The following is a 23,352-nucleotide window of genomic DNA, read 5'->3' as shown; positions in this document are numbered from 1 at the left end:
GCGACCGCCCCGGCCCATACCCGGCGGAGCCCCGCGCTGACGGGGCCCCGCAGCYGGCACGAGCACGGCGAAGCCCCAAGCCCCGGGATGCGGGACCTGGGCATCTCGGGTCCCACTGCCCGGAGACGTGGCTGCCAACCCGCCGTGGGAAGCTCCACGGGCTCCGGCCTGGGCCGCCAACGTTGGCCAGAAGGCCGAACCTTTCCCTGGCTGCACCAGTCTCGCCAGCTCCGCACCCAGTGGGAACACCGGGTCGACATCCACCGGGCGTTTCTCGGCCCCGCCTGCCCGATCATCTGCCTGCGCAAACTCCAAGCATCATTCGGAACGGGTTTAAGACCGTGTCTGCGGGCGCGGACCGCGTCGTTCACCACGACGTCCTGGATCCGGCATGACTCCACCAACGACCGCTGGCGGCTTCCTCGGGTCTGGTACCGCTGCCGTGTCAAACCCGTTCCCGCTCGGATCGCCCACTGACCGTCCGCGAAATCGGCACCGGTGACCCTTGACAACCATCCTGCGCCAGACAATCGCCAGGACATCTGGGGTGACCCGATCACCGCCCTGCCTCGACCCGACCCACCTCACTTATCATCATCAATCGGGTACATCGGGCGGATGTTTGAGGGGTGGCCGTGCCAGGAGATTCGCCGCTTCCCTCCCGGCTAAGCCTGCGTGGTGACGGTGGATTTGACCGATCCCGGCGCGGGCGTTTCCGTGGCGGGCGGTTCGGCGCCGTGCTCACGGCCGCGCTTTCCGCCGCAGTGCTGCTGTTCAGTGTGGGTGGCTGGTCGCTGTACGCCTACGCCAACGGCAACGTCACGCACGTCGACCTTGACCTGGGTGACGATCGTCCGGCCGCGGACCATGATGTCGAGAACTATCTGCTCGTCGGCACGGACAGCCGCGCGGGCACCGGCGACGAGTACGGCGGCTCCTCGCTCGTCGCCGGCCAGCGCTCTGACACCACGATGCTGATCCACGTGGCCGGGGACGGGGCCACCACGATGGTCTCGTTCCCGCGCGACACCCTCGTCGTCATTCCCGAGTACACCGACGCGGCCGGCAAGGTGCACAAGAAGCATCGGGGCAGGTTCAACTCGGCGATCACCGACGGCGGCCCGTCGCTGCTGGTGAAGATGATCGAGAGCCTGACCGGGATGCGGGTCGACCACTACGTGTCGGTCGACCTCGCGGGCTTCAAACAGATCACCGACGCGATCGGCGGCGTCGACGTCTGCGTGCTGCCCTCGGACTTCAAGGACCACTTCCAGGACGACAACAAGCGGTGGCGGGTGAGCACCAACACCAACGACACGATGAGCGGCTGGTCCGGCGGCCCGGGTACCCTGCACGTCAACGGCGAGCAGGCACTCGCGTTCGTCCGGCAGCGGCATGGCTTCATGCAGGGCGACATCGCCCGGATCAACCGCCAGCAGCAGTTCCTCGGCGCCGTGCTCCGCAAGGCCACCAGCGGCGACGTCCTGACGAACCCACTCAAGTCGTCGGCGCTGCTCCGGGCCGCGACCGGAGCGGTCACCCTCGGTAACACCACACTCGACGAGCTCATGGCCCTCGGACTGTCGATGAAGGGCATGGCGGCCGGCACGATGCACGTCGAGACACTGCCGACCCGCGCGCCCGGCCTCGCCGACGGCGGAAACCCGGACAACGGAACGCTGCCCGGCTTCGGCGCGGTGCAGCTCTACGACCCGGTCGACCTCGCGAAAATCGTCATGCCGCTGGGCGGCCAGGTCGAGGGCGTCACCCTCGAGGACACGACCGCCTCGGCCACGCCCGGCCCGGTGACCGTCCCACCCGCGCAGGTCGCTGTCGCCGTCTACAACGGCTCCGGCACGTCCGGCCTGGCGGCGAAGGTGACCACGGCGCTGGTGCGGGAGGGGTTCCAGGCAACCAGCGCCGGCAACGCCGACCCCCGCGCGGCGTCACAGGTGCGCTACGGCCCCGGCCAGGAGCAGGCCGCGTGGACGGTGCAGGCGGCGGTACCCGGCTCGATCGCCCGCGCCGACTCGACCATCACCGGGATCCACCTCATCCTCGGCAGCGGGTACACCGGCGTCGTCGCCCCGGCGATGGCGGGTGCCACACCCGCCGCCGGCACGACGCCCGCAGCCCCGGCGGCCGCCGCACCGCAGGGGCCGCCGCCACCGCCCTGCACGCTGTGAAAACCACCCGATCTGAGGCGGGACCTCCCGAGCGGTCCGGGAGACGTCTGGCCGGCGCCACCAACATCGCCGGACGAGTGGTGAGGTGCGTTCCGCTGACCAGGACATCCAAGGGTGCTTATGCTCTGAGCTGAATATTGATTAACGACTATGTATGGCGGTGGCTGCATGGACGCGGAGTCTGGCCCGGACAGGGCATGGGCACGCTTCGGTGGCGGGCGCTGTCTCGCCCCGACACTCGGGCGGTGCACCCCGGTGTTCGGACGGCTCACCCCGGCCCTTACACGGGCGGCGTCATGACCCGGCGGCCGCTTGCGGGACTGCAGGTCGTGGAATGTGCGAGCTTCGTCGCCGGGCCCACCGGCGGGATGACGCTCGCGCAGCTCGGGGCCGACGTGATCCGGGTCGACCCGATCGGCGGCGGCAGCGACTACCAGCGCTGGCCGGTGGCACCCACCGGCGAGAGCTACTACTGGACGTCCCTCAACAAGGGGAAGCGGTCCGTCGCGGTCGACCTGCGTTCCGGCGCGGGCAAGGAGCTGGTCACAGCTTTGATCACCGCGCCGGGGCCGGATCGCGGTGTCCTCGTCGACAACGTCGTCGGGCGGCGCTGGATGTCCTACGACGCCCTGACCGCCCGCCGGCCGGACCTGATCCACGTTCGCGTCCAGGGCTATCCGGACGGGCGGCCCGCCGTCGACTACACGGTCAACGCCGAGGTCGGCCTGCCGGGAATCACCGGGCGGGAGGAGGGCGGCGCTCCGGTCAACCACGTGCTGCCGGCCTGGGATTTCATCACCGGGCTGACCGTGTCGACGGCGGTTCTCGCCGCGTTGCGCGACCGCGACCGCACCGGGGCCGGCGCGTTCGTCGAGCTGGCGCTGGCAGACGTCGCGCTCAGCGGTGTGGCGAATCTCGGCTGGCTGTCGGAGGCCGCGGCCCGCGGGACCGAGCGGCCCAGGCATGGCAACCACGTCTACGRCAGTTTCGGCGTCGATTTCACCTGCAGCGACGGCAACCGGGTGATGGTGGTGGCGCTCACCGAGGGCCAGTGGGCGGCGCTGTGCTCGGTGACCAAGACCGGCGAGGTGTTCGCCGCCCTCGAAACGGCGCTGGACGCCGACCTGGCCCACGAGGCCGACCGGTACCGGCTACGCGAGACCATCGCCGCGGTGCTGCGTCCCTGGTTCGCCGCCCGCGACTACCAGCAGGTCAGCAACGAGCTCGACGCCGCCCGCGTGCTGTGGGGCCGGTACCGGGGCATGTCCGACGTCGTCGCAGCGCACGCCGCGGACCCGATCCCGCTGCTCGCGGAGGTCCGGTTGCCGGCTCACGAGCCGTCCTCGGGAACCGTCACGGCGATCACGGCGCGCTCGCCGATGCGCTGGGACGGCGAGTACGGCGCGCCCGGTGAGGCACCGCGCCTCGGCCAGGACACCGCGCCCGTCCTGGGCGAGATACTCGGCCTGACGGATGCCGAGATCGGCCGGCTGATCGACACCGGCGTGATCGCGAGTGAGACGACGGGACGGGCGGGATGACGATCGGATCGGTCGCCGAGGGGCCCTACTTCGACGAGCTGGCCGTCGGGCAGCGGTTCCGCTCCGCGCCGGGGGTCACGCTGACCGCCGGCCTCGCGGACGTCCACCGCTCGATCGTCGGCGGCCGGCTCGCCCTGGCCCTCGACACCGCACTGTGCGCCGAGGTGACCGGCGCCGCGGCGCTCGCCCCGCCGAACGTCGTCTGGGACGTCGCCATCGGGCAGTCCACGGTGGTCACCCATCACGTGAAGGCCAACCTGTTCTACCGCGGGCTGGTCTTCCGCCGGGCGCCCGAGATCGGCGACACGCTGCGGACGTCCACCGAGGTCGTCGCACTGCGGCAGAACAGCGTCCGGCCCGGGCGCCGGCCGACCGGGCTGGCGGTGCTGCGCATCACCACCGTCGACCAGCTCGACCGGCCCGTCCTGGACTTCTGGCGGTGCGCGATGCTCCCGCTGCGCGACCCCGACCGGACCACCGGGCACCGCGACGACATCGAGGCCATCGGGACCGTCGAGACGGCCGGGACGGCGGAGCTCGGGGCCGTCGTCGAGGGCTGGGACCTCGAGCGTTTCGCGGCCGCGACCGAGGGCGCGGGCTTCGCCGATCTCAAGGTCGGGCAGAGCTGGCGGGTCGGCGGCGGCGACGTCGTGTCCAGCGCGCCCGAGCTGGCCCGGCTCACTCTGAACATCGCCCAGGTGCACCACGACACCCGGGCCGGCGGCGGGCGGCGGCTGGTCTACGGCGGTCACACCATCGGCCTCGCGTTCGCCCAGGTCACGCGGGCACTGCCGCGGCTGGTCACCGTCACCGGCTGGCACGGCTGCGACCACGTCGGGCCGGTGTACGAGGGCGACACCCTGCGCAGCGACATCACGGTGGAGGACCTCACCCCGCTCGCCGCGGGCGGCGGCCTGGTCAGCCTGCGCTCGCGGGTACGCGCCGACGACGGCCCCGGCGACGGCGGACCCGGCGACGGCGAGCCCGGCCAGGAACCCGACCGGGACGTCCTCGACTGGCGCTTCGTCGCGGTCCTGCCCTGATCGACGCGCCGGCCGCTCCGGCGCGGTCATGAGGGCCCGCCCGCCGGGGTGGCAGGTGTATCGATCGGGCAGTCATCAAGGATGGTCATGCAGTAGCCGGCGCGGCTGACCTTGCCCGTTCTCGATCGCCGCGAGCGCCCGGTCCGCAGGCCCGTCCATGGCGTACGCCTGTGTGACGGCCTCGCGGACGGCCTGCTCGGTCTTCGGGTCGAGCGTTGGCCGGGCTCCGACTACCAGCCCTTCAGCGACCCGGCGCAGTTCGTCTTCGGTGAGAGGAGTGCCGGCGGCTACCTCGATGAGCAGCCCGTCCTGCTCGGCCCAGACGAGGGCGAACTCCCGCTTGGGGTCCATGCGGGTGAACACGGCCGGCCGACCCCGGACCGTCGTGCGGGCGACGGTCCGCTCTGGCTGCACGCGCATGCTCGACTCGACGGCGTCGAGGGTCGGTACCGGCCCCCAGCTGACCGTGACCATGACGAACGCCATCTGCTTACCCATCATCGCGTTGAAGGACGACCAGTAGGTGGCGATGTCCGGGGTGGGCTCGCCGGTGCCGGCACCGCTCGTGTCCTCCTCGAAGGTCATCTCGGCGGGTATCCAGGTGATGCCGACGCCCCCCACGTCCCGACCAGGCCCCAGCCCGGAACCCGGACCGGCGGTCGGGGCGGACGTCGGCCCAGCGGCCGGACTGGCGGTCGGTGACGGGCGGGCCGGCCTGACCTCGACGGTGTCGGAGTCCGACCGGGCCAGGCCCAGACCCGTGGGGATGGCGACCACGAGCACCGCCACCGCCGCGGCGAGCGCGACCCGCCGCCTGCGCCGACGCAGGCGGAACCGCTCGCGTACCAGGCGGGTGGTGTCCGGGCGGGCCGTGACCTCGGCCGTCACGGCCCGCATGGCCGCTCGTAGATCCCGTTCGACGTCGATGGTCACGGAGTCCTCCTTTCCGCCGGCAGGACGTCGTCGAGGTGCGCGCTGGCCCGCAGTCGGGCGAGTCCGCGCGAGGCCTGGCTCTTGACCGAGCCGACGCTGCAGCCGAGCGCGGCCGCGACCTCCGCCTCGGGCAGGTCGTCGAGGTAGCGCAGCACGAGCACCGCGCGTTGTCGGACGGGCAGGGTCATCAGGGCACGGATGAGCTCGTCGCGCACCGACAGCCGGTCGGCGTGGTCCGGCAGGCCGATCTGGTGTCCGCACCCAGCGGCACCTCGTGGATCCGGAACCGGCGCCACCGGCTCGCCGCCGCGTTGACCAGCGCCCGCCGCACATAGGCCTCCGGGTGTCCGGCGGACACCCGCGGCCAGTGCCGGTAGGTGCGCTCCAGCGCCCCCTGGACCAGGTCCTCGGCCGTCCCCCGGTCGCCGACCAGCAACACCGCGCAGCGCACCAGCCGGTCGCCCGTGCGCCCGACGAACTCCTCGAACGCCCGCTCCTCGCGTTCCAGCACCCGATACGTCCCTTCCGTGGTCCTGCCCTCCTGAACGCCGGCCCCACGGGCGACGACGGTGTCCCTGCGTGGCGCTCCGGTGGCACTTTCGGGTGAACCCGATCAGGTACTCGTTGTCTACGGGCAGACCGGACGATAGCGTCCAAAACGCACCAAAGCTTGACAAAGGGAGGGGGTGGGACAACAGACCAGCCGCACTGCGCTGGTCGATTACGCGAGGAGATTCGCGCATGAGATTTGTCGGCTCCTGGAAACGCCGCGCCCTGGCGCTCGCCGTCGCCGCGACGGCCTGCACCCTCGGTGGTGGCATCGTCGCCGGGCCCGCGCAGGCGGCCACCTGTTCCGACGTGGAGGTCGTTTTCGCCCGGGGCAGCGGTGAGCTGCCCGGCCTGGGCATCACCGGCGGCCCGTTCGTCAACGCCGTGAAACAGAACCTGCCCGGTAAGACGGTCRCCTCGTACGCCGTGAACTACGCCGCGGACTACGCGCAGACGTCGGCCGGCCCTGGGGCCACCGACATGACCCGGCACGTGAAGGCGACCGCGGCCGCCTGCCCGAACACGAAGTTCGTGCTGGGCGGGTACTCGCAGGGCGCCAGCGTCACGGACATCTCGATCGGGATTCCGACGTTCCTCGGCGTGGGCGAGACCATTCCGAAGGAACTCGCCCCGCGGGTCGCGGCGGTGGTCGTGTTCGGCAACCCGCTGGCACTGACCGCCGGTAAGATCACCACGGCGAGTCCGCTCTACGGCCCGAAGGCCAAGGAGTGCTGCAATCTCGGCGACCCTGTCTGCGCCTCGGGGTTCAACTTCTTCGCGCACATCATGTACGGGTTCGACGGAAGCGCCGCCGACGGCGGGAAGTTCGCCGCGTCGAAGGTCCTCGCGCTGAAGTAGTCCGCACGCTGAAGTACTCGGCGCCGAAGTACTCGGCGCGCTGCGGCAATGGTGAAGCGGCCCGCCGGGGCGGAACAGTGTCGTCCGTCCCGGCGAGCCGCCCGGCGCGGTCAGCCCAGCGGTGCGGCGGCTATTACTCCGGGATGGCGCGCAGGTACTGCGCCATCGACAGCGGCGTGATGCTGAGGACTCCGGAGTCCACCGGCATGGTGATGCCGGTGATCCAGCGCGCCTCGTCGGAGGCGAGGAAGGCCACGGCCCAGCCGACGTCCCAGCCGGTGCCCGGGGTGCCGAGCAGGCCGGCCTCGTTGCGCAGTTGCGTGCGGAAGTCGGCCCGCGGGTCCTGCCCGGAGACGGAGTTCACCATCGGGGTGGTGATGTGCCCCGGCGCGATCGCGTTGACCCGGATGCCCTGCCGCCCGTGCGAGTAGGCCATGTCGACGGTCATCGCGAGCATCGCGCCCTTGGCCGCCGAGTAGGCGATCGTGCCGTCGCCCCGCAGCGCGGAGATCGACGAGATGTTGACGATCGAGCCGGAGCCCTGGGCGGCCATCACCGGCACGGCGTACTTGGACGCCAGGAAGACCGTGCGCAGGTTGACGTTGAGGGCGCGGTCCCAGGCCTCCTCCGAGAGGTCCACGACGGTGCCCAGGGAGGCCAGCCCGATGTTGTTCACGAGGATGTCGACCGTGCCGAAGTTCTCGACGGCCGCCGCGACCATCGCCTCGCACTGGTCCGCCTGCGTGACGTCGGCGGCGAAAACCTTCGCCTTGCCGCCCTCTTCCTCAATCATCTTTAAGGTCAGCTCGGCGCGCTCGGGGTACAGGTCGACGAGCAGGACGCTCGCGCCCTCCCGGGCGAGCACCACGGCGCTGGCCTTCCCGGTGCCTATCCCGTCACCCGGCGTGGAGCCGGCTCCGGTGACGATGGCGGCCTTTCCCTCGACCCGTCCAGAACTTCGTGCCATCCGACGTCTCCTCTCTCAGCCACGCCAGCGCGTCAGAAGGGCCGCGCCCGCCTCGTATCCGCCGACGTTGGTCACCGCGGCGACTTCCGCGCCGACCACCTGCCGTGCCCCGGCCTCGCCGCGGAGCTGACGGATCGCCTCGGCGGTGTGGCCGAAGGAGGCGTGCAGACGCCCGCCGGAGAGCTGCCCGCCCCAGGTGTTGAGCGGCAGGTCGCCGCCGAGCGCGATCCGCTTGCCGCCCTCGACGAAGGCGCCCGCCTCGCCGGTACCGCAGAATCCCATCGCCTCGAGCCACCAGACGGCCTCGATGGTGAAGCCGTCGTAGAGCTGGGCGACGTCGACGTCGGCGGGCCGCAGACCGGTCCGGTTCCACAGGGCCGCCGCGGTGGCGTGGCCGACCCGGCCCATGTCCTCCCACTGCTCCCACGAGGGGCGTCCGTCCACGACCCCGGCCATCGCCTCGATGGCGACCGGTGCCCGCAGGTCGGGGGCCGTCTCCGCCGCCGAGACGACGATCGCGGTGGCCCCGTCGACGGGAACGTCGCAGTCGTACAGGCAGATCGGCGTCGAGATCATGCGCGACGCCAGGTAGTCGTCGACGGTCAGCGGGTCGCGGTAGACCGCGTCCGGGTTGAGGGCGGCGTGCGCGCGCTGGGTCACCGGGATCCAGGCAAGCTGCTCGCGGGTGACGCCGTACTCGTGCATGTACCGGGTGGCGTAGGGGGCCACCTGGCACACCGGGGAGAGCGCGCCGATCGGCAGCAGCCAGGCCAGCGGCCCCTCGGCCGCCGGGTGGATCGACCCGTAGGCGGGGCGGCCGCCGGCGTTGCGCGCGGCGCTGCCCTCCTTCACCGTCCGCCAGATGACGACGTGGCGGGCCTGGCCGGTCGCGATCGCCTGCGCCGGGCCGTAGAAGGGCAGACTCATGCCCTCGACCTGGCCCTGCCGCCAGGTGGTGGTGAGGCGCAGGGCGTCCTGGATCTCGTACAGGTTGCCGTTGGCGTAGCCGGGCAGGTTGGCCTTGCCGCCGCCGGGGAACATGGCCAGGCCGTCGATGTCGTCGACCTGCAGGCCGGCGTCCTCGATCGCGGCGTGAACGGCGTCGAGGGTCAGCTGGAACCCGGAGCGGTCGATGCGCCGCCCGACGGCCGACTGGCCGACGCCGGAGAGCACGACCCGCTTCTCGAAGTGCTCGGTGCCCGTCACGCGGTCGCCCCGGCACCGTTCTCGGAGGCGCGGTCGACGGCGACGAAGCTCGGGACGGCGAAGTCGCCGGGCCCCGGCTCGAAGCCGACCTCGACCGCCATCCCGATCTCCACGGCCTCCGGGGAGCAGCCGCGCAGCCGGCCGGCCACCCGCACTCCCGGATGGCCCGGGAACTCGACGAGGACGATCGCGTAGGGCACTTCGAGACCAGGCATCCAGCGCTGGTGGTTGACCGTGAAGCTGTACACCCGGCCACGCTCGGTGATCTCCACGAACTCGACCGGACGGCTCCGGCACACCCGGCAGGCCCCGTACGGCGGGAAGGAGTCGGRCCCGCAGGCCGGGCAGTGCTCGACGAGCAACCGGCCTTCACGAGCCGCCGTCCAGAACGGCTCGGTCTCCTCGGTCACGGCCGGGGGTATACCCACGATCGCGGTCAAGCCTCTCCCCCTTGCTTCCCTGCTCAGCCCTTGCTTCCCTGCTCAGCTTCCCTTCACAGGGAAGAGGAGTGTACGCTCACTCCGCTATTCTGCCACGCAAGCCCGGACACGCGCGCGGACAGCCGCCGAGTCTGCTCCCCGACCCGGACGGCCTGGTCACGCCGTCCGGCCGGTCGTCCGTTAAGGAGCCCTGGTTGCCAGGCAATCGCATCGTCTTCGGAGCAGCGGCCCTCCCCGAGCCGGACCGGGCGTGGCTCGCCGCCGCGGAGCGCCTCCCGATCGAGTCCGTCTGGCAGGGCGGCCACATCCTCCCCCGGACGGGCACCGGAGAGGTGATCACCCGGCTGGCGCTGATGACCGCGTGGACGGAGCGCGTCCGCGTCGGCACCTCGATCCTGCTCGCCCCGCTCTACCCCCCGGTGATCATCGCCAAGCAGCTCGCCGACCTGGACGTCCACAGCGGCGGCCGGATCTCGGTCGGGGTCGGCGTCGGCGGCGAGTTCCCCCAGGAGTTCGACGCCGTCGGCGTGCCCGTCGCCGAGCGCGGGGCGCGCACCGACGAGACCCTGGACATCCTCCGGGCGCTGTGGTCCGGCGAGCCGGTGACCCACCACGGGAAGTTCTTCCACCTCGACGAGGCGAAGCTCGTCCCGGTCGAGCTGCGCGGCGCGGACCGGCCGGGCGGGCGCCCCGGCGGCCCGCCGCTGTTGATCTCCGGCCGCAAGGGGCCCGCCATGCGCCGCGCCGCCCGCGTCGGCGACGGCTGGATGCCCTACCTGATGTCACCGGACGCCTATGCCCGCACGGTCGGCACCGTCCGCGAGCACGCCGCCGCGGACGGCCGCGACCTGGAGAAGTCCGGCTTCGAGTGGATGATGTACGTCTACTGCTCGATCCGCCCCGACGGCGACCGCGCCCGCGACGACGTCGCGTCGTTCCTCGGCGGCGCCTACGGGAACAAGCCCGGCGGCATGCTCGAGCGGGTCGCCCCGGCCGGCACGCCCGAGGAGGTCGCCGCCCGCTTCCAGCAGTACGTGGACGCGGGGGTGCGCCACTTCATCATCTCCCCGGCGGCGCACGAGGACACCCTCGAGGTGATCACTCTCGCGGCCAGGGAGGTACTGCCCCGCCTCACGCTGCCGGCGGACGGGCTGTCAGTGGACGGCCTGTCAGTGGACGGGCTGCCGGCGGACGAGGTCGCGCCGTGAGCACCGCCCCCGCCGGACGTCCCTGCGAGGGCCTGTCGGTCGTCGAGGTCGCGGTCGGCACCAGCGACCTCGGCCTGGGCCTGGCGGGCGGCGTGCCCGGCATGATCTTCGCCGACCTGGGCGCGCGGGTCGTCCGGGCGGTCGGGACGTCGACGCCGGCGATCGACGAGCACGTGGCCTGGGGCGAGGTCTGGCACCGCGACAAGCAGCTCGTCGTCACCGACGACGCGGCCGAGGTGCGCGCGCTGCTCCGGGGCGCGGACGTCGCGTTCGTCTACGGACCCGAGGCGCTCGTCGAGCAGCGCGGCCTGGGCCATCTCGACCTCCAGGCGGCCAACCCGGGCCTGGTGTACGCCCGCTGCCGGCCCAGCCGGACGTCCAAGGGCCTCGGGGAGGACTTCGGGCTGCTGGTGGAGGCGCGGGCCGGGTTCTGCACCCAGCTCGCCGGGCACCGGCCGGGCCCGATCTTCATCGACGCGCAGGCGTCGGGCAGCGGCACGGCCTTCCTACTCACGACGTCCGCGCTCGCGTTGTTGCGCCGCCGGGTCGGGACGGGCACCGGCGGCTGGGCCGAGACGTCGCTCTACGACGGGCTGCTCTCCACCCTCGGGTGCATGATCGGGCGCTCCGAGCGCGCCGCGACGGAGATCGAGTCCTACTGGGAGAAGGGATCGACCTTCCCGAACTTCCTGTACCGCTGCGCCGACGGCGAGCTGCTGCAGGTCTGGTTCGGTGGTAAGGGGATGTACTCCCGTCTCATCGACGTTCTCGGCGACACCCCCAGCGACGAGGGCTACTACGCCGACCAGATGACCGGGGCGCTCAACGAGCGTGCCCGCCGCTGGCGCTCGCCGTTCGCGCTGCGGCCGCGCGAGGACTGGCTGAACCGGCTGCGCGAGGCGGGCATCGCCTGCGAGCCGGTGCTGCGCCCCGGCGACGCGCTGGCCGACCCGCACCTGGCCGAGGTCGGCCTGGCGGTGACCCGCTCGGAGTCCGGCCGGCGGGACGTCGTCGTCGGCTCGCCGATCTCCGTCCGTCCCGTCCGCCCCGCGCCCGCGGACGGCGCCCCCGCCGCGAGCGCGGCCGGGACGTCCGGCCGTCTCCTGCGGGGGGTTCGCGTCCTGGACTTCTCGGCGTTCGTGGCCGGTCCGCTGGGCGCCCAGATCCTCGCCGACCTGGGCGCGGAGGTCGTCAAGGTCGAGCCGCCCGAGGGCGAGGCCATGCGGGCCGCCGCCTACGCGGTGGCGGCCTGCCAGCGCGGCAAGCGCAGCCTGGCGATGGACCTGGGCGCCCCAGAAGCCCGACCCGTCGTGGAACGGCTGATCCGGTGGGCCGACGTCGTCGTGCACAACTTCCGGGTCGGGGTGGCCGAACGGCTCCGGATCGACGCGGAGACCGTCGCCCGGCTCAACCCGCGCGCCGTGTACTGCCACGCCAGCGCCTTCGGCCCGACGGGACCGCGGGCGAAGTACCCCGGCAACGACGCCCTGATGCAGGCGCTGACCGGCCTGGAGCAGGCTGTAGGCGGCACCGGCAACGATCCGGTCGCCCCCACCTGGATTCCGCTGGACGTCAGCGGCGGCTGGGTGGCCGCGACCGGCATACTGGCCGGCCTGTACGCCCGGGAGTCGACCGGGTGCGGGCAGCGGGTGGCGACGAGCCTGCTGGGCGCGGGGATGCTCCTGCAGAGCGGGGTGTTCCAGCGCGACGGCGAGCGCGTCCCGACCCCCTCGCTCGACTCGACCCAGACCGGGTACGGCCCGGGCTACCGCATCTACGCCGGCGGCGACGACCGCTGGTTCGCGCTCGTCCTGCCCGACCGCGCCGCGTGGGCCCGCCTGCGCGAGCTGACGGCACCCGCCGCGACGCCCGTCACCGGCGACGCGGCCGGCGGCGACGACGGCACCGCGGCCGGCGGCCTGCCGGAGTCCTACGTGCCGCTGCGTGGGGGCTCGGACGACGCGAGCGCCCGCCGGGCCGAGTCCGTCCTGGAGGCCGTGTTCGCCGCCGCGCCGGCGGCCGAGTGGGTGGCCCGTCTGCGCGCCGCCGACCTGCTCGCCGACCTCATCGAACCGCTCGACCGGGACGGCTTCCGCCGCGCGGTGCTGGACGACCCGGTCAACCGCCAGCTCGGCCGGGTCGCCTCGTACGAGGTCGCCGACTGGGGCTGGTTCGAGCAGATCGGGGCCCTGCCGCGGTACGGCCCGACCGGCGTCGACGCGGACCCGGTCACGCCGATGCTGCCGGGCGTCGGTGAGCACAGCGTCGCCGTGCTCACCGACCTCGGCTTCCCCCCGGCAGAGATCGACGCCCTCCTGGCCGCCAAAGCCGTCCGCCAGACCTCGCGGACAGACCTGACCCTCACGGATCCCGGAAGCACCGCGGAATCCCCTCGGACGCCGGCCGTCCTGGCCGGCGTCCGCATTCATCACCCGCCTTTCGGGGCGGCACCGCCGTAGATCCCGGAGAACTGCCTGGGCGGCGTTCCGCGCGTTACCGGTGAGAACGAGATCGCCCGCCTTCGGGAAGGCGGGCATTCAGCCTGCCACCGCAAACGCCCCTGCGCCCGATAGGAAAAAAGTGTATGCTCACTTACCAGGACTGAGGCCGTGCGAACCGGCCCGCGATCTGCGCGGCAGGCCGCCGAGCGACACGAAACCGCGGCAGGCGACAGAACCGCGACAGGCGGAGGAGGCAGCCAGGTGACCACGACGATCCGTCTCGTGGCCTGCCCGGCGCCCGGAGACGACCCGCACCTCGTGGCCAGCCAGCGCACCGCGCGCAAGTCCCGGCACTTCGACCGGCGCAGCGAGTATTCACTGAATCGTTTTCCCGGAGGTGGCACGCGGTGGACTACCAGCTGATCGATGCCGATGGCCACTACTACGAGCCCGACGACTGCTTCTCCCGGCATATCGAGGCCGGTTTCAAGGAGCGCACCGTACGGGTCGAGCGCGGGGCCGACGGCCTGGGCCGGGTCTATCTGGGCGACCGCCGCACCTTCATGAGCGTGATGCCCGGGGACTACGCGTCCGCCCCCGGCGCGCTGCAGGGCCTGTTCGTCGGCGAGGTGGCGGACGGCTTCACCCACCGCGAGGTCCTGAACGCGAAGGACCACCCCGCGTTCATCGAGCGGCCCGCGCGGCTGGACCTGATGGACGACCAGGGTGTCGAGGCGACCATCATGCTGCCCACCCTCGGCGTGGCCGTCGAGCAGGACATGGCGGACGACGTCGAGCTGACCTACGCCAGCCTGCGCGCGTTCAACCGGTGGCTCGAGGAGGACTGGGGCTACGCCGAGCAGGACCGGATCTTCGCCGTTCCGATGCTCTCCCTGCTCGACATCGACCACGCCGTGGCCGAGCTGAAGCGGGTGCTGGACGCCGACGCGCGCCTGGTGCACCTGCGCCCCGGGCCGATCGGCGGCCGCTCCCCCGCGCACCCCGACTTCGACCGGTTCTGGGCGATGGCGGCCGAGGCCGGGGTCGGGGTCGTGTTCCACGTCTCCAACAGCGGTTACAACGCGGCGTACGGCCGGCTCTGGTCCGAGGACGCGGGCAACCCGTCACACCTGCAGTCGCCGCTGCAGTGGGCGCTGTGCAACACCGAGCGGCCGATCGTCGACACGCTCAGCGCGCTCACCCTGCACAACCTCTTCGGCCGACACCCCAACATCAAGATCATCTCGATCGAGAACGGCAGCAACTGGGTGCGACCGCTGCTGAAGACGGTCGACAAGGCCGCCGCCCTCGGCCGGCGCGGCCCGATGATCGGCGGCACGCTCTCGGCGAAGCCCAGCGAGATGCTCGCCGAGCATCTGTGGGTCTGCCCGTTCCCCGAGGACGACGTGCACGACCTCATCAGCGTGCTCGGCCCGGACCAGGTCCTCTTCGGTTCGGACTACCCGCACCCCGAGGGGCTCCGCCAGCCCATGGACTACGTCGAGCGCCTCGACGACTGCGACCCGGTCACGCGGCGCAAGGTGCTGCGCAGCAACACCGCCGACCTGCTCCGGATCCCCGACAAGGAGACCGCCAGGTCCGCGTAGGACAGTCCGCGTAGGACAGTCACCTAGGACACCAGCCCCCCGGCCGGTCCAGCTCGGCGCCCGGGTCGGGCCCGGCCAGGCCCTGAGCGGCAGAGACAGAGAGCCCGCGGACGCGGAAGCGCCTGGGTGGCCACCGCGAAATGGCTACCCGGGCGCGGGGTTGGTCCGGTGGTCAGGACTGCGGGGTGCCCTCCCCGGTGCCCCGGGCGCGCAGCAGGCGGCCGGGCGTGGCGCCGGGGATGTCCTTACCGTACGAACGGGTGGCTACGCCGTTGACCCACACGTGCTCGATGCCGGTGCTGCGCACCACCAGGCGGTCGGCGCCGCCGGGCTGGTCGTACACCCGCTCGACCGGGGTCGTGCCCACCGTGGCCGGGTCGAAGGCGACGAGGTCGGCGTGGAAGCCCTCCTTGACCAGCCCGCGGCCGTCCACCCGGAAGGCCTGGTGGGGATGACCGGTGAGGCGCCAGACCGCGTCCTCCAGCGCGATCGCGCCGCGCTCGCGCACCCAGTGGCCGAGCAGGTGGGTGGAGTAGCAGGCGTCGCAGAGCTGGTTGGCGTGGGCGCCGGCGTCGGAGAGCCCGAGCAGGGTGCGCTTGTCCGCCAGCAGCTGGGCGATCTCGGCGTCACCGTCGTTCTCCAGCACCACCCGGAAGCGGGTGGGGACGCTGTCCGAGAGCGCGAGGTCGAGCATGACGTCGAAGGGGGTGGTGCCCCGCTGCTGCGCCAGCCGGTCCAGCGGGATGCCCACGACGTCGTGGTGGGCGCCGGTCTCCTCGACATCGATCTTGGACCAGCGGTGGCTCCACGCGCTCAGCGTCGCGGGGCGGGCCCGCTCCCGCCAGGAGGCGTCGCGGTAGAGGTCGGCACGCTCCTCGCGGGGCCGCGCCAGCGCCTCCTTCCACTCGTCGATCTCGGCGAGCGGCACCGGGTCGTCCATCGTGATCTGCATGACGATGGGGCGGCAGGCGATCTGCGGGTAGACCTCGCCGGGCAGCGCCCCGCCCCGCTCGACGGTGCGCATCGCCGCGCCTGGCTTGTCCGCGCGGGCGACCAGCGCCGTCCACGTCACCGGGACGCCGAAGCGGGTGGCCAGCTCGGAGAACTGGTCGACGAACAGGCCCGGGCCGATGGAGACCTGGACGACGCCGCGCCCGAGCTCGCTGAGCACCGAGACCATCGAGTAGACCTCGTCGACCTCGGCGAAGCGGCTCGGCACCGGACGGCCGTAGGCGCCCTGGTGGGCGGGCTGGCGCGAGGTGGAGAACCCGATGGCGCCGGCCTCGAGGGCCTCGCGCACGATCTCGCGCATCCGCTCGAGCTCGGCCGGTGTCGCCGGCCGCTCCTCACCGCCGACCACGAACGCGCGCAGCGGCGAGTGGCCGATGAAGGCGCCGACGTTGAGACGCTTGGGCCGCTGGTCGAGGGCGGAGAGGTACTCCGGGAAGGTCTCGAAGGACCAGGAGATGCCGGCGTCAAGTGCGCTGAGGGACATCCCCTCGACGTTCTCCAGGAGGCGCATGATGATGTCGCGGTGCTCGGGCCTGGTCGGCGCCACCCCGAAGCCGCAGTTGCCCATGATCACGCTGGTCACGCCGTGCCAGCTAGACGGCGTGAGGTCGCCGTCCCAGAGAATCTGGGCGTCGTAGTGGGTGTGCACGTCGATGAAGCCGGGGGCGAGGGTGAGCCCCTCGAGGTCGACGACCTCGCAGTCGGGCGTCGGGGTGAGCTCGCCGGGGGCGCCGACGGCGACCACGCGGCCACCGCTGACGGCGACCTCCGCGGCGCGGGCCGGGGCACCCGTCCCGTCGATCAACGAGGCGTGGCGCAGCAGCAGATCCATCGAAACTCCGATCGGTCGCCCGCGGCAACGATAGTTCCCAGAAGATAGCAAATACTCGCTCACTTATCGAGTTCGCGAGGCACTGCTCACGAGCCGCCCGCTCACGAGACGCCTGCGGACGGGCCCCACGACCTACGACTTACAGCTCGTTTCGCAAAGATCGGCCAGGAGTGGATCGATCAGGAGTGGGATGTCGTGTCGGGACCCGGGTCGGGGTGGCCGGCTGGCGCCTCCCGCGGAACAGGACCCAGACCGAGGCCCGGTACCTCCTCCCCGAGCCGGTTATGCACCCTGAGTCTCCGCCATCGGGTGATGTGCGGCGGGTGAGAGAGTCCTGGCTGCCCCTCACCCGCCACGGTTCCGCGCCGCCGTGCATAGCGGCCGGCCCGGTACGCACACCTGTCGGGCCCGGACCGTGCCGGGGACCCGATGATCCCCGCGTACCCCGCACCCCGCGCACCCGGACACGGCCGCCGGGGACCACGGCCGATCATGGTTTCCCTGGGGGTGCTCGAACCGGACACGACACCCCGTGGTCGATCAATCTTTGCGAAACGGGCTGTTATGCACCCCGGTTCCCCACGACGCGAGGGAACATCAGGTCAGGGTGCCGTGCCGCCACCGGTACCAGCGGCGGGCGGGACCAGCTCACGCCGCAGCTGAGCGACCTCGGCACGCCAGCGCCGCACCGCGGCTTCCTTGATCTCCGCATAGCCCTTGACCACCTGGACGGACTCGGCGGCCTGGACCAGCGTCTCGTAGGAGACGCCGGACCCGGCCGGCACCGGCCGCACAAGCTCGGTGATCAGCGCCTCGTACTCCGCGATCACGGCCCGCTCGGTGCGGCGGTCGGGGTCGTAGCCGAAGACGTCGAAGGGCGTCCCGCGCAGCCGCTTCATCGCCCGCAGGCCGTGGAAGGCGACGGCGTAGGGCCGGCCCATCGGGAGCTTCCTCGACACGCCCAGCCGGCGCAGCGCGGGTGGATGGAGGTGGTAGGTCACCTTGTACGGGCCGTCGATGCCGAGGCCACGCGCGACCTCGTCGTAGTCCGTCTTCAGGTGCAGCCGGGCGACCTCGTACTCGTCCTTGTAGGTCAGGATCTTGTGCCAGGAGTCGGCGACCGCCCGGGTGAGCTCCCACCCCCTGGCCTCGTCATCGCGCGCCGACGCCTGCTCGACCAGGCCGAGGAAGCGCCGCGCCAGCGAGTCGCCCGAGTAGTCGATCACCTGGGCGGCCCGGCGGACCAGCAGGTCACGCAGCGCCGGGGGCAGCGGGCGCTCGGCGACGAGCGCCGCCGCGCGGGTCAGCGCCGCCGGTGACGGGTCGGTGAGGCCGGGCCGCCGACCCGGCTCCGGACCGGCGCCGGAGGCCTCCGCGCCCGCCGACCCGGTGGCCACCGACCCGGCGCCCGCGGGCCCGGCGAGGCTGGCCTCGACGGCCGCCGGGTCGTGCGCGGCCCAGCGGCCCCATTCGAAGGCCTCCCGGTTCTTCGCCGCGGCCCTGCCCTGCCGGCGCATCGCGTGCTCGACGTCGTCCAGCGTGAACGGCAGCCCGCCGAGCTGGAAGGCGGCGCCGAGCAGGACGACGTTGCCGAGGAGCTGGTCGGCGAACACCTGCTCGGCGATCTGCCGCCCGGCGATGAAGGCGACCCGCTCGGGGCCGACCCGGTCGGTGATCGCCCTGCGCAGATCCTCGTCGGCGGGCGCGGTCGCGCCGCCCTGGAGCATCGACGTGGTCGGGATCAGCTCGGTCTCGACGACCGCCACGGTGTGGCCGGGGCGGACCCGTTCCAGCTGGGGCCCGCCGGCGGCCTGCAGGATGTCGCCGGAGAGGTAGAGGTCGGCCCCGGCGGGGCCGACCGTCGCCGAGCCGATCTCGGCTCTGGTCGCCGCCAGGTGCAGGTGGGAGACCACGGCCCCGGCCTTCTGCGACAGGCCGGTCTGGTCCACGCCGCCGACGACGAGCCCGGCCGACTCGGCCGCGGCCGCGAGGATCCGGCTGGCGGTGATGATGCCCGTCCCGCCGATGCCGGTGACGTAGATGCCGTACTGGCCGTCGACACCCGGGTTGGCGGGCGCCGGCAGGGTGCCGGCGGGCAGGGCCGGCCGCACCGACTCGCCCGTCCCGGCGGACGCACCCGCGGCCTGCTCGGCACTCGCCCTGCGGGCCCGGCGCTTCGCCGGGGACCTCGTCCACGGCCAGGTCCGCGACCGGGGCTGCACGGTGACAAAGGACGGGCAGTCGCCGTCCAGGCAGGTGTAGTCGCGGTTGCAGGAAAGGTCGTCGATGCGCCGCTTCACGCCGAGCTCGGTCTCCACCGGGAGCACCGACAGGCAGTTGCTCTTGGTGCCGCAGTCGCCGCACCCCTCGCAGACGGCCTCGTTGATGACGACCCGCCGGGGCGGCTCGGGCAGCAGCCCGCGCTTGCGCAGCCGCCGCGACTCCGCCGCGCAGCGCTGGTCGTAGATGATCACGCTGACGCCGGCCACGCCCCGCAGTTCCTCCTGCACCTCCGGGAGGTGGTCCCGCCCGAGCACCCTGACGCCCGGTGCCCAGCGGGCGCGACGGCCGTAGCGCTTCGGGTCCTCGGCGCACACCACGATGCGGCGCACGCCCTCGGCCTCCAGCGCCCGGGTCATCGCCGGGACGTCCATCAGGCCGACGACGTCCTGACCGCCCGTCATGGCGACCGCGGTGTTGTACAGGATCTTGAACGTGACGGCGACGCCGGCGGCGACGCTCGCCCGGATCGCCAGGATGCCGGAGTGGCTCAGCGTGCCGTCGCCGAGGTTCTGGATGAGGTGCGGCTCGTCGACGAACGGCGCCAGCCCGATCCAGGGCACGCCCTCGGCGCCCATCGGGGTGGGCGGCAGGCTGGTCATGCCCTGGTGCCGGGTCTCGAAGTACATGATCCCGTGACACCCGACGCCGCCGCCGACGAGGGCACCGTCCGGGAAGACCGTCGAGCGGTTGTGCGGGCAGCCGCTGCAGAAGCCCGGCGGCCGGGACGGCAGCGCGAGCAGCGGCAGCGACATCCGCCGCGGCTCGTCGCGCCGGCCGGCGGCGAGCGCCGGGCGGACCCGGGTCAGCGCCTTGCCGACCGCGGCCGGGTCCAGCTCGCCGACCGTCGACAGCAGCGCGCGCCCGTCCAGGTCCTTCTTGCCCGCGACGGGGACCATGATCCCCGCCTGGTGCAGGATCGACCGCAGCTGCGTCTCGATGAACGGCCGCTTCTCCTCGACGACGAGGATCTCCTCGACCGACCGGGCGAACTCGACGACGGTGCTCTCGACCACCGGGTACGTCATCGCGAGCTTGAGCACGCGGACGCCGGCGGCGGCGAGATCGGCGGGGCGGACACCGAGATCGGAGAACGCCTGGACCACGTCGAAGTAGGTCTTGCCGGCGCACACGATGCCCAGCGGCGCGCCCGCCTGGGCGCCGACCACCCGGTCGAGGCCGTTGTGCCGGACGTAGGCCTGCGCGGCGCGCAGCCGGTGGTCGACGACGAGCGCCTCCTGGCCGGGCACCGCGTGCGGGCCGACCTTGGCCTGCGGCCGGTGCCGCCACGGCAGGCCCTCGACCAGGATGTCCTCCGGTTCCTCCGGAGTGTGCCGGTCGAGATCGAGGTCGACGCTGCCGATGCCGTCCGCCACCGCGGTGACGATCTTCATCCCGACCCAGGATCCGCAGTACCGGGACAGCCGGTAGGCGTGCACGCCCAGGTCGAGGACCTCCTGCTGGTCACCGGGGAACAGCACCGGGATACAGGCGTCCTCGAACGTGTACTGGCTGTCGCAGGGCAGGGTGGACGACTTGGCGGTCGGGTCGTCGCCGCAGAACATGACGACGCCGCCGTTCGGGCCGGCGCCCATGGCGTTGGCGTGCCTGAGGACGTCCCCGCACCGGTCGAGCCCCGGGGTCTTGCCGTACCAGGCGCCGACGACGCCGTCGACGCCGGCGTAGCCGCTGACCGCGCCCATCTGGCTGCCCCACACGACGGCGGCGCCGAGCTCCTCGTTCAGCCCCGGCCGGTGCAGGATGCGGTGCTCGGCCAGCTTGTCGCCGAGCTTGTCCAGGGTCAGGTCGAACGTGCCCAGGGGCGAACCCGGGTAGCCCGACACCATCGTCCCGGTGGTCAGGCCGTCCTTGGCATCCAGCCGCTCGCGCACGACGAGCAGGCGCGCCAGGGTCTCGACTCCGGAGAGCAGCGCCGCCGCGGCCGGGGCGGGCACCGGGGCCTCGACCGCGGGCGGATCAGCGACGGGCGGGCCGTCCAGCGGGGGCGCCTCGATCACGTCGCCGGACGCCGCCCGCTCGCCGGTGGCCCCGATCATGGGAACATCCGCGGGTTGACGTAGGCGAACCGCCCGCCCTTGAGGACCGTGCGGCGGCGGTCGGGATCCTGCAGCACGGTGATGTCGGCGAGCGGGTCGCCATCGACGATCAGCAGGTCGGCAAGGTAGCCCGCGCGGACCTGGCCGACGTCCAGGCCCACCAGCGGGCCCATGTTCCGGGTCGCGGTGTTGATCGCCTCCTGCGGTGACATGCCGACCAGCTCCACGTAACGCTGCAGCTCGGCCGCGTAGGTGCCGTGTTTTGTCCACTGGTGGCCGAAGTCGCCGCCGGCCAGGATGCGGATGCCCGCCTCCCGCAGCTGGCGGATGCCCTCGACCTGGGCGTGGAACTCCTTCTCGTAGCCCGAGCGCTCGATCTTCTCCGGGGTGACGCCCCAGGGCTCGGCGTGGCCGCTGACCATCGCGTACAGGTAGTGCAGGCCGGGGCACACCCAGACGTCGTCCCGGCGCGCCTCGAGCTCGTGCACCGCCTTGTCGTCAAGGAAGCAGGCGTGGTGGATGACCCGGACCCCGTTGCGCGCCGCCATCGCGACGCTGTCCGACCCGCGGGCGTGAACCGTGATGAACGCCCCGTACCGGTCGGCCTCGTCTACGGCCGCGGACAGCATCTCGTCGTTCATGTAAAGGTCGTCGGAGGGGTACTCGGGGACGATGCCGTCCCCGGAGACGAACAGTTTCAGCGCCCGGACGCCGGTGTCGCACTGGCGGGCGACGACCTCGCGGATGTCCCGGGCGTCGGAGACGACCGAGGTCATCCCGGTGTCCGCGCTGATCGCGCCCCGCTCGGTGATCATCGTGCCGCTCGGAATGACCCGCGGGCCGGGGATGAGGCCCCGCTCGATCGCGTCCCTGGTGCGCACGTCGTCGAACGGCTGGGAGACCCCGGCCCCGACGACGAGCGTGTAGCCGCTCTCCAGGAACGTCCGGGCCACGGCGGCGACGTCGAGCGCGTGCGGCGCGGCCGGCGCGTTGGCGACGGAGACGTGGTCGAAGACGAAGTCGAGCGGCCAGCTCATGTGCACGTGCGCGTCACCCAGGCCGGGTAAGACGGCCGCCCCGTGCAGGTCGACGACGCGGGCCGCACCGGAGTCGATCTCGATGCGCCCCGCCGCCACCCGCGCGATCCGGTCGCCCTCGATCAGGAGGTCGCCGTCGGCGATGACGTCCGACCCGGTGCCGACGTTGGCCCCGGCGCCGGAACCGCCGCCGGGCACGCCGGGCACGGCCCGCGGAGTCGGCGCGGAGCAGGTGAGTATCTTCGCGTTCCTGATCAAGATGCGCTCGGTCATCGGGATCTTGCCGTGGATACCCCGGCCTTCAGGCCGGGCAGGAAAGGGCGCCCCTTACTGGATCGCATGAGCGAATCCTTTCGGTAGAATGAGAGTATGTCCCGCTACCGGCTCGACCCGGCACCCGAACAGGTCGCCGGAATCGAGGAGCACTGCGGACACGCGCGTTTTGTTTGGAATCTTGCGGTCGAACAGCAGTCGTGGTGGAAGCCCGGCCAGGGAAGGGCACCGAACCATGCGGAGCGTTGCCGGCAGTTGACCGAAGCGCGGGCGGAGTTCGAGTGGCTGCGAGCCGGTTCGCAGACCGTTCAGCAGCAGGCGCTTCGAGACTTCGACCAGGCTATACGGAACTTCTTCAACGGCTCGCACCGCCACCCGACCTTTCGGAAACGTGGCCGGTCCGAGGGTTTCCAGATCGTAGGGAAGAACGCACGGGTCGAGAAGCTGAACCGGAAGTGGTCCCAATGCTGGATCCCGAAGGTCGGCTGGGTGAAGTTCCGCGTGTCGCGGATAATCCCGGACTTCAGGTCGTACCGGGTGACCCGGGACCGGGCGGGCCGCTGGCATGTGGCGTTCGCCGTAGCACCCGACCCGGTCCCCGCGCCGGGAACCGGTGAGGTCGGCGAGGTCGTCGGTGTGGACCGGGGTGTCGCCGTGTCCGCGGCGCTGTCCACCGGGGAGCGGCTGTCCTGCCCGACGCTGAGGCCGAAGGAAGCCGAACGACTCCGCCGGCTCCAGCGCCGGCTGGCGAAAGCCACACGCGGGTCGAACCGGCGTGGCCGACTGAGGACCCGGATCGCCCGGGTGAAGGCCCGGGAGGCCGACCGGCGGAAAGACTGGGTGGAGAGAACCTCCACCGATCTTGCCCGCCGGTTCGACGTCA

The 23,352-nt window shown here is 72.3% G+C and carries 18 protein-coding genes; 9 read left to right on the top strand and 9 right to left on the bottom strand.

The genetic code is table 11. The features are described from left to right. The first annotated feature begins 635 nt into the window (after positions 1 to 635). The 3 genes from BBK14_RS02180 to BBK14_RS02170 all read left to right on the top strand — a co-directional run bounded on the left by BBK14_RS02180 (position 636) and on the right by BBK14_RS02170 (position 4,770). Positions 636 to 2,186, top strand: coding sequence for an LCP family protein (locus tag BBK14_RS02180; protein ID WP_071059592.1), 1,551 nt, complete (start codon positions 636 to 638; stop codon positions 2,184 to 2,186). 296 nt (positions 2,187 to 2,482) lie between these two features. Then, the gene (locus BBK14_RS02175; RefSeq protein WP_071059560.1) at positions 2,483 to 3,727 is read left to right on the top strand and encodes a CoA transferase; all 1,245 of its coding nucleotides are present in this window, start codon (positions 2,483 to 2,485) and stop codon (positions 3,725 to 3,727) included. Beyond that, positions 3,724 to 4,770: a MaoC family dehydratase gene (locus BBK14_RS02170; protein WP_071059559.1), complete on the top strand. Its 1,047-nt coding sequence runs from the start codon at positions 3,724 to 3,726 to the stop codon at positions 4,768 to 4,770. Before BBK14_RS02175 ends, BBK14_RS02170 begins: the two co-directional genes overlap by 4 nt. Before the next feature lie 75 nt (positions 4,771 to 4,845). Here the strand turns inward: BBK14_RS02170 and BBK14_RS02165 are convergent, their stop codons facing one another. From BBK14_RS02165 to BBK14_RS42620, 3 genes are read right to left on the bottom strand one after another with little or no spacing between them, the layout of a single operon-like run. Beyond that, complete coding sequence (locus tag BBK14_RS02165; RefSeq protein ID WP_071059558.1) at positions 4,846 to 5,703, bottom strand: hypothetical protein; 858 nt, start codon at positions 5,701 to 5,703, stop codon at positions 4,846 to 4,848. Continuing rightward, entirely contained in the window at positions 5,700 to 5,891 is a 192-nt protein-coding gene (locus tag BBK14_RS42625; RefSeq protein ID WP_476739381.1) for a sigma factor-like helix-turn-helix DNA-binding protein, read from the bottom strand. The genes BBK14_RS02165 and BBK14_RS42625 overlap by 4 nt, the downstream gene beginning before the upstream one ends. Continuing rightward, a complete protein-coding gene (locus BBK14_RS42620; RefSeq protein WP_476739380.1) occupies positions 5,891 to 6,214 on the bottom strand; it encodes a sigma factor in 324 nt (107 codons plus the stop codon). Before BBK14_RS42620 ends, BBK14_RS42625 begins: the two co-directional genes overlap by 1 nt. A 230-nt stretch (positions 6,215 to 6,444) precedes the next feature. Here BBK14_RS42620 and BBK14_RS02155 point away from each other — a divergent pair, with 230 nt between their 5' ends. Continuing rightward, entirely contained in the window at positions 6,445 to 7,110 is a 666-nt protein-coding gene (locus tag BBK14_RS02155; RefSeq protein ID WP_071059557.1) for a cutinase family protein, read from the top strand. Between the two features lie 133 nt (positions 7,111 to 7,243). Here BBK14_RS02155 and BBK14_RS02150 read toward each other — a convergent pair whose 3' ends face one another. From BBK14_RS02150 to BBK14_RS02140, 3 genes are read right to left on the bottom strand one after another with little or no spacing between them, the layout of a single operon-like run. After that, positions 7,244 to 8,077, bottom strand: coding sequence for an SDR family NAD(P)-dependent oxidoreductase (locus BBK14_RS02150; protein WP_071059556.1), 834 nt, complete (start codon positions 8,075 to 8,077; stop codon positions 7,244 to 7,246). Positions 8,078 to 8,092: 15 nt separating this feature from the next. Continuing rightward, positions 8,093 to 9,283 (bottom strand): thiolase family protein, encoded by a 1,191-nt coding sequence (locus BBK14_RS02145; RefSeq protein WP_071059555.1) that lies wholly within the window; start codon positions 9,281 to 9,283, stop codon positions 8,093 to 8,095. After that, complete coding sequence (locus tag BBK14_RS02140; RefSeq protein WP_241831048.1) at positions 9,280 to 9,723, bottom strand: Zn-ribbon domain-containing OB-fold protein; 444 nt, start codon at positions 9,721 to 9,723, stop codon at positions 9,280 to 9,282. The genes BBK14_RS02145 and BBK14_RS02140 overlap by 4 nt, the downstream gene beginning before the upstream one ends. Before the next feature lie 194 nt (positions 9,724 to 9,917). On the opposite strand from BBK14_RS02140, the gene BBK14_RS02135 reads away from it, so the two are divergent. The 4 genes from BBK14_RS02135 to BBK14_RS02125 all read left to right on the top strand — a co-directional run bounded on the left by BBK14_RS02135 (position 9,918) and on the right by BBK14_RS02125 (position 14,979). After that, positions 9,918 to 10,931 carry an LLM class flavin-dependent oxidoreductase gene (locus tag BBK14_RS02135; RefSeq protein ID WP_071059553.1) on the top strand — a complete coding sequence of 338 codons (1,014 nt, stop codon included), beginning with the start codon at positions 9,918 to 9,920 and terminating at the stop codon, positions 10,929 to 10,931. After that, a complete protein-coding gene (locus tag BBK14_RS02130; RefSeq protein ID WP_241831047.1) occupies positions 10,928 to 13,390 on the top strand; it encodes a CaiB/BaiF CoA-transferase family protein in 2,463 nt (820 codons plus the stop codon). Before BBK14_RS02135 ends, BBK14_RS02130 begins: the two co-directional genes overlap by 4 nt. A gap of 243 nt (positions 13,391 to 13,633) precedes the next feature. After that, positions 13,634 to 13,795: a hypothetical protein gene (locus BBK14_RS38000; protein WP_157904194.1), complete on the top strand. Its 162-nt coding sequence runs from the start codon at positions 13,634 to 13,636 to the stop codon at positions 13,793 to 13,795. Further along, positions 13,780 to 14,979 carry an amidohydrolase family protein gene (locus BBK14_RS02125; RefSeq protein WP_071059552.1) on the top strand — a complete coding sequence of 400 codons (1,200 nt, stop codon included), beginning with the start codon at positions 13,780 to 13,782 and terminating at the stop codon, positions 14,977 to 14,979. The genes BBK14_RS38000 and BBK14_RS02125 overlap by 16 nt, the downstream gene beginning before the upstream one ends. Before the next feature lie 172 nt (positions 14,980 to 15,151). Here the strand turns inward: BBK14_RS02125 and BBK14_RS02120 are convergent, their stop codons facing one another. The 3 genes from BBK14_RS02120 to BBK14_RS02110 form a co-directional block, all read right to left on the bottom strand. Then, positions 15,152 to 16,822 carry an N-acyl-D-amino-acid deacylase family protein gene (locus BBK14_RS02120; RefSeq protein WP_071059551.1) on the bottom strand — a complete coding sequence of 557 codons (1,671 nt, stop codon included), beginning with the start codon at positions 16,820 to 16,822 and terminating at the stop codon, positions 15,152 to 15,154. Positions 16,823 to 17,424: 602 nt separating this feature from the next. Further along, complete coding sequence (locus BBK14_RS02115; RefSeq protein ID WP_071059550.1) at positions 17,425 to 21,159, bottom strand: indolepyruvate ferredoxin oxidoreductase family protein; 3,735 nt, start codon at positions 21,157 to 21,159, stop codon at positions 17,425 to 17,427. After that, on the bottom strand, positions 21,156 to 22,469 hold the full coding sequence (locus tag BBK14_RS02110) for a metal-dependent hydrolase family protein (protein WP_071059549.1): 1,314 nt from the start codon (positions 22,467 to 22,469) through the stop codon (positions 21,156 to 21,158). The genes BBK14_RS02115 and BBK14_RS02110 overlap by 4 nt, the downstream gene beginning before the upstream one ends. A 96-nt stretch (positions 22,470 to 22,565) precedes the next feature. Between BBK14_RS02110 and BBK14_RS02105 the strand changes: the two genes are divergently transcribed. After that, positions 22,566 to 23,352 (top strand): RNA-guided endonuclease InsQ/TnpB family protein (locus BBK14_RS02105; RefSeq protein ID WP_071059591.1); only part of this gene is annotated, 787 nt, incomplete at its 3' end.

Origin of the sequence: Parafrankia soli (assembly GCF_001854695.1) — a bacterium.
Taxonomy (GTDB): domain Bacteria; phylum Actinomycetota; class Actinomycetes; order Frankiales; family Frankiaceae; genus Parafrankia; species Parafrankia soli.
The sequence above is the reverse complement of the archived record's forward strand: the minus strand, read 5'-3'. Positions and strand labels throughout refer to the sequence as shown.

What these genes read in the sequence shown, in the direction of transcription:
- BBK14_RS02115 (WP_071059550.1), bottom strand. Translation starts at nt 21,159, where the DNA reads ATGATCGGGGCCACCGGCGAGCGGGCGGCGTCCGGCGACGTGATCGAG.
- BBK14_RS02120 (WP_071059551.1), bottom strand. Translation starts at nt 16,822, where the DNA reads ATGGATCTGCTGCTGCGCCACGCCTCGTTGATCGACGGGACGGGTGCC.
- BBK14_RS02150 (WP_071059556.1), bottom strand. Translation starts at nt 8,077, where the DNA reads ATGGCACGAAGTTCTGGACGGGTCGAGGGAAAGGCCGCCATCGTCACC.
- BBK14_RS02110 (WP_071059549.1), bottom strand. Translation starts at nt 22,469, where the DNA reads ATGACCGAGCGCATCTTGATCAGGAACGCGAAGATACTCACCTGCTCC.
- BBK14_RS02170 (WP_071059559.1), top strand. Translation starts at nt 3,724, where the DNA reads ATGACGATCGGATCGGTCGCCGAGGGGCCCTACTTCGACGAGCTGGCC.
- BBK14_RS42625 (WP_476739381.1), bottom strand. Translation starts at nt 5,891, where the DNA reads ATGACCCTGCCCGTCCGACAACGCGCGGTGCTCGTGCTGCGCTACCTC.